This is a genomic window from Ancylomarina sp. (genome assembly GCF_041555295.1).
Taxonomy (GTDB): domain Bacteria; phylum Bacteroidota; class Bacteroidia; order Bacteroidales; family Marinifilaceae; genus Ancylomarina.
Window position 1 is genome coordinate 1 of sequence record NZ_JBFFKR010000125.1, and the last position, 9,671, is coordinate 9,671.

The 9,671-nt window shown below is 36.3% G+C and carries 6 protein-coding genes; 1 reads left to right on the forward strand and 5 read right to left on the reverse strand.

What is annotated here, in order from left to right; translation table 11 throughout:
* From ABY905_RS10060 to ABY905_RS10070, 3 genes are all read right to left on the reverse strand, one after another.
* On the reverse strand, positions 1-741 hold a 741-nt coding region (locus ABY905_RS10060; protein WP_372643200.1), incomplete at its 3' end, for an NYN domain-containing protein.
* 95 nt (positions 742-836) lie between these two features.
* On the reverse strand, positions 837-2,543 hold the full coding sequence (locus ABY905_RS10065) for a patatin-like phospholipase family protein (RefSeq protein ID WP_372643203.1): 1,707 nt from the start codon (positions 2,541-2,543) through the stop codon (positions 837-839).
* A 113-nt stretch (positions 2,544-2,656) separates the two neighbouring features.
* Positions 2,657-3,586, reverse strand: coding sequence for a DMT family transporter (locus ABY905_RS10070; protein WP_372643206.1), 930 nt, complete (start codon positions 3,584-3,586; stop codon positions 2,657-2,659).
* A 256-nt stretch (positions 3,587-3,842) separates the two neighbouring features.
* On the opposite strand from ABY905_RS10070, the gene ABY905_RS10075 reads away from it, so the two are divergent.
* The gene (locus tag ABY905_RS10075; RefSeq protein ID WP_372643208.1) at positions 3,843-4,475 is read left to right on the forward strand and encodes a MarC family protein; all 633 of its coding nucleotides are present in this window, start codon (positions 3,843-3,845) and stop codon (positions 4,473-4,475) included.
* A gap of 612 nt (positions 4,476-5,087) precedes the next feature.
* Here ABY905_RS10075 and ABY905_RS10080 read toward each other — a convergent pair.
* Both ABY905_RS10080 and ABY905_RS10085 read right to left on the reverse strand, forming a co-directional pair.
* On the reverse strand, positions 5,088-7,277 hold the full coding sequence (locus ABY905_RS10080) for a radical SAM protein (RefSeq protein WP_372643210.1): 2,190 nt from the start codon (positions 7,275-7,277) through the stop codon (positions 5,088-5,090).
* A gap of 152 nt (positions 7,278-7,429) precedes the next feature.
* The gene (locus ABY905_RS10085; RefSeq protein WP_372643212.1) at positions 7,430-9,304 is read right to left on the reverse strand and encodes an ATP-binding protein; all 1,875 of its coding nucleotides are present in this window, start codon (positions 9,302-9,304) and stop codon (positions 7,430-7,432) included.
* Between the last annotated feature and the right edge of the window lie 367 nt (positions 9,305-9,671).

Below are 9,671 nucleotides of genomic sequence, written 5' to 3' on the forward strand. Positions count from 1 at the left end.
CACATGTTTTATTGTTGCTCGATCCGTCTCACGCTCGTCGATATCAAAATGCTTTTTAAGAGATTTGATTAAGGGGGTTAGTTTCTCAAAACCATAATTTCGTGGATCAAAATCTGGTCTTTTCTTAATCAAAAGATTTCCAACATCACCTAGGAATGCCCAACCATCCTCATCAGCTATATCATCACCACTGGAAGCGACCAGGCTAATAATCTTTTTATCTAGTTTGTAAATCGAGGTCTTTTTCACCACTTCCTTCCTAGGCGCTTCATCAACAACTGAAGGCTCTGCAGAGCTCGAACTTTTAAGAATTTCAAGGTAAATGAACTTATCACAAGCTACAATAAACGGCATGGGTGTTTTTTGTTCTCCAAAGCCAAATACCTTCATACCTGATTCTCTTAATCTGATTGCTAATCTAGTGAAATCACTGTCGCTAGATACAATACAAAATCCATCAACTCTTTCGGTGTATAAAATATCCATGGCATCAATAATCATGGCTGAGTCTGTCGCATTTTTACCAGTAGTATAACCGTATTGCTGAATGGGTGTAATGGCATTCTCAAGAAGAACCGACTTCCATCCAGCTAAATTAGGCTTTGTCCAATCGCCATAAATTCGTTTAAAGGTTGGAACGCCATATTTGGCAATTTCTTCCATCATACTTTTAACATTCCGTGAAGGCACATTATCAGCATCAATTACAACAGCAAGTTTTAAATCATCTTTTGTTTTCATATAATCTATAATAAAGGAGTTATATCGCTCTGCTAATTAACACTTCACACGCGACCGTCTCTTAAAGTTAAGTTTAATGGCTTCAATTTCATTATTTAGCCAACATTTTTGAGCATATCATCTTCTATTTTAAGATAATCATGCAAGTAGTAAGGATTTTTTATAAATTTATTCCAATCTGCATAAAAAACACTTATCATCTGATCAAGCAATTGAGGATCGACATTTGCCTCATTTTTCTTTAAGTCCATGCAATATTTCAGAAGATTGTAACAAGCCGTAAACTGTCCACATGAAACCAAATTCTTAAGCCTCTCAACGTCTCTATCCTCTTCTGCGAACCAAAGAGTGGTGTCCATTTCACAGGCAATCTTAGCCGAATTATAAATCAATTCGCTTGGCTCATTTATTAGCTCTTCTTTTACATCCATTTCCTTTTCATCAGAATCACCCCTTTGGTACTGATCCTTGGTCAATTCATAAATCAAAGTCGTAATTCTTCTATTTTTCAAGCACTCATCTTTATAGAGTAAGTCATAATTCAATCGCCTGATTTGTTTCAAGAAGATATCACTAATCATGAGTAATGATGAGGTCCCACGTTCTTCAAACATTCTTTGTATCAAGCGAAGTTTGAGATTCTGAAATCGGATTAACTTTCCTTTCATGAATTTGGGAACGATCCCCATCATCCAAGTCCACAATCGCATCGATTTCTCCTCCATTTTACCGATAAAATACTTAAGAGCAACTGCAAAAAGAGCAAACATAGCCATTGCGCCTCCACCTATAAACAGCCCAACCGATGGCCTATTCATAAATCCAGATAGTAACAAAACAAAACTGATAATAAGTGGTAACCACAACCACCAACTAAGCTTCAATTTTTCCACCAAAAGATTAAATAACTGCTTAGGACTCTTAGACCAACCCATTCTTACCATTTCAATTTCAGAAGGCTCCCAGGCTTCCATGAAATAACTACCCACGTCGCAAACCATGATCAAATCATAAGATTCCCCCTCATTCACTCGTCTAGCATCAGCATTTATAATACTACCTATCCCTTGATTATCAACGATACCACCATCCATAATACCAACACCATTTTTAAATTCAGGCTGTGCCTTAAGAGCCTTATAAACTTTTGAGTTGTGATCACTCACATAATCATCAGGCATAAGCAAGGGTTCAAAACCTATAGGGAAACATGAAGAAGAAGCAATGGCATCTGCAATTTTTATATCATCGCTAATTTCATTTAAATGGCGATTATAAAGGCGGTAATTCCCAAAACGACCTGTGGTTTGAAATCGAAAAGCTAAGCCAAAAGAAAAATCAGTTGCATTAAAACAGATATCTTCCAGATGTGATTTATTTTGCTTTAAAAACTTAAAACTTTCATCAGTAAGCAAATCACTATAGGCGAGAGCAAAAGCGTTTATTAGTGAACGTCTTTTGTGTGAGGCCTTCCACAACTCATCAGAATCAAGCTTTTCAAGTGCAAGTCCTAAAAGCTTATCTTCATCAAGAATCTTGTAAAAATCACTATAAAAAGTCTCGAATCTACTCCCCTTTGCCATATAATAAGCATAAGTACCTCCCATTAGTGTTCCACCACTAACCGTACTTAATCCTTTCACGTGCTCCAATAATGTCTTATCCTTAAACGGAACTTGCTTTAGATAAGATAAAACACCCAAGCCAAAAGCTGAAGCTCGATAACCTCCACCACTAAAAGTAAGTGCTATATTTTCGAACAGGTTAATTTGAGGATATGAGTTCTTCTTTTCTTTTTCCATAGCAGTCTCTTTTATAAAGAATACGACATAAATTTAGGCTACGAGAAATGATAAACTCGCAGAATAAATTTAACAAGAAAAGAGAAGAGATCAATCAACTTAAAAAGAATTTCTTATGATTTATTCTTATCCAAATTGAATCTTAAAAGAAAATTGAAAGTGAAAGACCTTTTTTTCTTACTAATAAGATACACACCTAGAAGAATAAAGAGCATGCAAGCCAGATGAATAAACGTAATTTTCTCATTATCGAGGATACCCCACATAATCGCAAATATCGGAATGATATAGGTTACTGAAGAAGAATAAACTGCTGACGAATAACGAATCAAACTATTCATCAATAACATGGCAATAGCTGTTCCCACAATACCTAAACCTGCCAAAGCAAGTAAGTGAATTGGCCAAGAAGGGTTCTCAAGAACTGGAGCAAAATCAGTCGTCAATAAATAAATTAGAGCTGCTGGCCCGGTAAAGAAAAAAGCAAGAGAAGTAATTTGCATACCCGAAAGATGAGATAGTCTCGCCTTTACTTCGTTGATGTTAATGGCATAAAAACAGGTTGCTAGAACGATAAACAAAGCATATGAGTTAATATGACCAAACTCCATTCCATTACCTGAAGCAATCAAACCTATGGCTCCCAACAAACCCATCCCCAAACCCAAAACTTGAAATAATTGGAATTTTGTTCGGTGGAAAAACATACCTACAAGCATTGTGAACACCGGAGTCATGGAGTTCAACATACCAGCCAGTGCACTATCAATTTGAGTTTGTGCTTTAGTGAATAAAAAGGCTGGGATAAAACTTCCTATAAAACCTGCAACCAGTAAACTCTTTACATCCTTCTTCTTTAGATACTTCAGATTTTTTATTGAATAAGGTAATAGAACCAGAGATGCTAACAACATTCTAATTCCTGCTGCCTGATCATTGGTAAAACTCTTCAAGCCTATTTTCATCAAAATAAAAGAAGAGCCCCAAACAAAGGCGAGAATTAACAAAATAGTAAACTGAAACCAAGGCTTCTTCCAAATCATAGTGCAGAATTTTTTAAGTCCTGCAATATAGCTCAATTCGTAATACAAGGCATTTAAAATAATTAAGAAAAAGCTAGTTGGGCTAGATCTAACTAATATCATCAGACCTTTTTACCAATAATGAGTATATCCTTTCGATGATATAACAAGACGATGAAACTTAAAACAAAGGTTATGATTGCTAAAATTTAACAGGAACATAATATGAACTTAACAGCAGTCTTTGTGAGGATATCTAGATTTGAATAAAAAACAAATGGAACTATTTCTTTTAACATTCGGGGCTTTGTTCTCAATTATGAACCCATTGGGCACTGTTCCTATTTTTGTAGGACTCACACAAAACAACAGTAAAAAGGAAAGAGCGGGCATAGCTTTCTGGACATCATTTAATGTCCTCATCATCCTTGTATTCTCATTCTTTGTTGGGAAATATCTACTCAGTTTTTTCGGGATAAGTTTGAATTCACTAAAAATTGCAGGCGGTTTAATTATTACCTCATCAGGTTTTGCTTTACTAACTGGTAAGTTTTCGGAACACAAGGGTATGAAAAAATCACGAGTTAAGGACGACATTCATACCCGTTCGGAAATTTCATTAACACCCCTGGCAATTCCCATGTTAGCAGGACCTGGAACGATATCCTTACTCATTGCCTACAATCAAGAATACTCCAGCATGATTGATTGCATAAGCATTTTAGGATCTATTGTAGGCAGTAGTTTAAGCATATACCTCATCCTTAAATCGTCGCACTATATTGTAAAGATGCTGGGTGCTTCTGGTATTAATGCTCTTTCGAGAATTATTGGATTCATCGTTATTGCGATTGGTATCGAACTGATTATTGTAGCTGTATTAAGTATTTTAAAGTTGACTGGTTTCTAAACCAAATATAAGTAACACAATATGTAGAATGACGCAAAGACAGCTTTCTTAAATAACCACGATATGCCATTTTAAAATTAAACCAAGTCGGTAAAATACAGTACTGAACCATCAGGCTGATTTCTATGATTTTTATCTTTTAGAAGTAGATCTCATATAAGTAAAAATATAGCTTAATACTAAAGTATAATTCTAATCAAAATGAACAATTACCTCCTTCCTCCAAAACAAATCCCCCTCACTCTAATCCACAGCAAGCTTGCTGTGCTATAGTTCGGGCTCGCTGTGGAGCAGAGCAAGCTTGCTGCGCTCTGGAGCAAGGCTTTCTTATACCAAATTGAGCTTCCTCTGTATCGTAGCAAGCTTGCTACAATACAGAGGAAGCTGTTTTTGTTTCAGAGCAAGCTTGCTCTGAAACAAAATTGTCTTGCTGAGGAACAGAGGGAGTCCCACCTGGAACACAGCAAGCTTGCTCTGCTACGCAGAAATAGGATTTTATCTATTTTTAAGAATAAAAATAAGTGCACGGAACATAGTAAATAAGGAGGACGAATTCTCAATATCAATTCGTACTTATGGTATTAGTTAGACAGAATTGGGTCTAAAATAGATTTACACAACAAGTAAACCATTCTCACGCAAAATATTGATCGGTTTCGAATACCAAAATAGTTCGAAACTTTCAAACTCCTCTTCGAAACTTTCTTTAAGTGTTGCAAAAGTGAAGACTTCATCCTCATTTATGGAGAGGCGACCAAGGATGTCGAGGAACCACTCACCATGCTCCTTATCCATACTCACATCAACAGTTCCAGTTTTAGTGTGAAAACTCATTTCAAAGATTTCTCGGCTAATGCCCTTTTTCTTTTTGCTATACGAAGAAACCAACGGTAAACCTCCCAACCATATAATTTTTGCAGAGGATTTACTTATAAAAGGTTCTTCAGCCTGCAAGCAATTTTGAATAAAGCCACGCTTGATTGTCGTCCGTGGTATTTTGAAATCAAACCAATCCTGCAAAGGCAGATCAAAACCAATATCGTGCATGTAATTATAGAGGGATTTCTTAAGTCCGAAGCTAAATTTATCATGTTTGATTCCTGTTTTATCCTTAAACTGAATATCGTTATCGGCAAAGCTAATTTCATCGTATATAGGTTTCAAACCATAAGTTTCGGGAGCAAGACCAATGGGGCTGTGAGCTGTAAGGCCAAACTGATGCCAAAAACCCGACTGAACAATTCCGGCTTCAAACAACTGTCTGACCATCTCGAGACTATCAACCGTTTCCTGAACCGTTTCAGTGGGAAAACCATACATTAAATAAGCATGCACCATAATGCCTGCCTCTGTCAGGTTATTGGTAACACGAGCCACTTGCTCAACGGTTGTTCCCTTATTAATCAAAGCTAACATCCGATCCGAAGCCACCTCCAGTCCGCCAGAAACTGCAATACAACCCGACGCCTTTAATAGGGCACACATATCCTTAGTAAAACTTTTCTCGAAACGAATATTGGTCCACCAAGTTAGACTAAGCTTTCTCTTAATAATCTCGATAGCCACTGACTTCATCAAAGCTGGTGGTGCAGCCTCATCCACAAAGTGAAAACCTGTTTCACCCGTTTGAACAATCAGCTCTTCCATTCTATCGACTAAAGTAACAGCTGTTAACGGATCGAACGTTTTGATATAGTCCAATGAACCGTCACAGAAAGTACACTTGCCCCAATAGCAGCCATGAGCCATGGTAAGCTTATTCCAACGCCCATCGCTCCAAAGACTATGCATGGGGTTTGTGATCTCGATAACAGAAATATATTTATCCAGCAATAAGTCGGAATAATCTGGCGTCCCTAGATCTTCTTGCTTGTAATCTTTTAATGCAGAATTGTTCTTATAAAGCACATTACCATTTTCACATATAAAAGTGCGTTTCAATTCAACCACGTCTGATGGATTCGATAGTTGTTGCCAAAGCAAATCCAAAGGCAATTCTCCATCATCAAGTGTTATATAATCAACAAAATCGAAAACACGAGCATCGGTCAAACTTCTCAATTCTGTGTTAGGAAATCCGCCTCCCATTACGATTTTAATATCAGGGTAGTTCACTTTTACAAATTGTGCACAGCGGAAAGCACAATACAAGTTCCCAGGGAAGGGAACTGATATACAAAATAACTTAGGCTGAATGTCTTTCAATTTCTCGTCGAGAATACACAAAGTAATCTCATCGATATAAGTTAACTCCTCTTGAAGTTTAGCATGCAATTCGTCAAAGCTTGAAGCAGATCGTCCCAAGCGTTCAGCATAACGACTGAACCCAAAATTTTCGTCGATACATTCGATAATAAAATCAGAAATATCTTCCAGATAAAGTGTCGCAATATGCTTAGCCTTATCCTGAAAGCCCATCAGACCAAAAGCCGTTTCCATATCATCTGCCTGATCGAAACGTGAGGCTTGTGGCAGAAAATCCGAGGTGCAAATCTGACGAGCTAAACTTTGATTCTGCCCTTGTACAAAGGCAATAATCGGCTCTATGGTTTTCAGATAATCAAGCTTCAAAGCATAAATACGTTGCGCATTCTCCGAAACAATTGTGTCGTTTTCAAAAGCAAAATCAAACATCTCCTGCAAACTCTCTCGTGTGAAAAGAGCTAGAATAACTTCTATCCCCAAGTCCATCTGATATGATGAAATCCCCTTGGTATTAAAAAAGCCTTTCAGATAAGCAGTAGCTGGATAAGGTGTATTGAGTTGCGTAAAGGGAGGTGTTAAAAGGAAGATGTCTTTCACAGTAAAAAAATTTAAATCATATAGCTTTAGCTAATGCCAAAATTACAAGTATATGGAGAAAGTCACTTGCTTTCCACTTATTTATTATTACTCTAAAAAAAATAAGTCCTATTTAATAACTAATTGGGGTGAGATTTTCAAATGTTAGAATATCAACTGTTGGTTTCCGACAAAACCTGAGGTAAAGTGAAAATAAACTGACTCCCCTTACCGACTTCACTTTCTATCCATATTTCACCACCTTGCTTTTCCACAAACTCTTTACAAAGAATCAAGCCTAAGCCAGTTCCTTCTTCTTTCTCTGTTCCATGTGTTGAAACGTTTTTATCTATAAGAAACAGCTCATCAATTTTATTAGCTGATATACCAATACCCGTATCACTTACACTGATCTCAATAAATCCCTGCTTTTTTGATTGTTTAGCTGAAACGCTAACGGTTCCATTTTTCTCTGTAAATTTTATAGCGTTCGTTATTAAATTTCTCAATACGGTTTGCAGCATATTTTTATCTGCATAAACAGATAGGTCTGCTTTAGTCTTTTCAGACAACCCAATATTCTTATTTTCTGCGGCGGGTCGAGATAACAAAACGATTTCATGAATTAATGTTTTGATTTTTATCTCTTTCGGCGAAAATGTAATTCGACCAGTTTGTGAACAAGACCATGTTAATAAATTATCCAACAACAAATAGGTGTTTTTTGAACTGGTATTTAACGATTCGATAATATCTTTACGTTCTTCATCATCGAAACTATTGTAATTTTTTAACAGGATATCAGTATAACCCAACAATGAATTGAAAGGGCTTTTTAGATCGTGTGCAATAATTGAAAAAAACTTATCTTTAGTTTCATTGCTGGTTTTTAATGATTGTAAGGCTCTATTTTGATAATATTGAGCTTTTGCTAGCTTCCACGAAAGGAATAACAAACCCATCAATAAAAAGACCAAGAATAAAGCAACATATCTACGAAATTCGTTGCTCTTAGAGTAGAGGGCATCTGAAGGTATATAAGACACTATTTTCCAATAATAGTTCCTTAACATCAATTGAGTTTCACTTGGTAAAGATGCTATTTCTACACCCATAGCAGATTTTTGACCTTCAAGTAATGGGTAGATGGTTTTAAAGGTAAACAGCCCCTGTGGCGTTTCAAATTGTGAAGAGTTTTCATCTTTAATTCTGTTCCAGATATCAGCATACAGATTCGAAAAAGTCAAGTGTTTTTTATCTTCATACATAAAACCCCATTCATTTTCGGGAATTGGCCCTTTTAGCCAATATCCTTCGGAATTTAATAACATCACCTGACTTTCAACCGTCGAGTGCACATGATTATTAAGCTTACTTAGAATAGTTTTTCCAAAATAATTAAACAGTACAATTCCGCGTTTTATACCCCGCTTATCAAAAACAGGTGTTGCAAATCGAATCATTGGCTTGAGAGGTTGTTCTATCTTTCCCTCCTCTATATTCAAATCAATGGGCGAAACAAAAACTTCATTTCTGTTTAGCTTAAAAGCATCAGAAAAGTAATAACGATTCTTTTTATTTTGCAGTTGTTCCTGTGGAACAAGTCTGGGATGACCATTATTAAAATTGACTCGTATGATTTCGTCTCCGTTTTCATCAATCAAACGCACTTGGTCGTATATTTTATGATGTACAGCTAAATTCAGAAAGTCCCTGTTCAAGGCTTCAAGAACATCAGTATGATCAGTATCCTCCCACAATGTTTCCAAACGACTATCTAAACTAAGAATTAACAAATCGTTTATAACATGGTGGATTTCAGTCTCAATATTTTCCAACTTGGTATCGACAAGACTTTCCTCGGTTCTCATATAAACTTCCTTTTCCAACTTCTCCTTTGTCATCAAAATAACCAGACTTATAATGAGTATGACTAAAAAAATGGGAAGAAAGACTATAAGTGTGCGGCTCACAATACTACGAGAGTAGGTTTCTATGAAATCAGAAGTTTGATTCTTATGGATGGCAGTTTTATCTTTCTCTTTCATTCAAATTGCAATTTAATCCTTCATAAAATGGCGCTGCCAAGTGGATAACATGTTTTGTTATATCACTTTTCAGGTCGTTTTGATTGTTGATTACTCTACAGCTTTATTCAAGTAGACATCTTATCTGGCGGATTTATTCTTTTATACATGAATTCGTTTCAATTCTGAGCACTTTGTAGAATTGAACGAGTCCCCCCCCTCGAATCATAATGTCGAACCGTTAAAACTATCAAAACAAAATCCATAAACAAAATAAACTCGTGTGTAAATATATGTACAGAAGTAGAATAGAAAGCTTCTACACATTTATTTTCTGAGCTGGATTACCCTCCTCTCCTGAATTATTTACAGGGAGTATTATTTATCA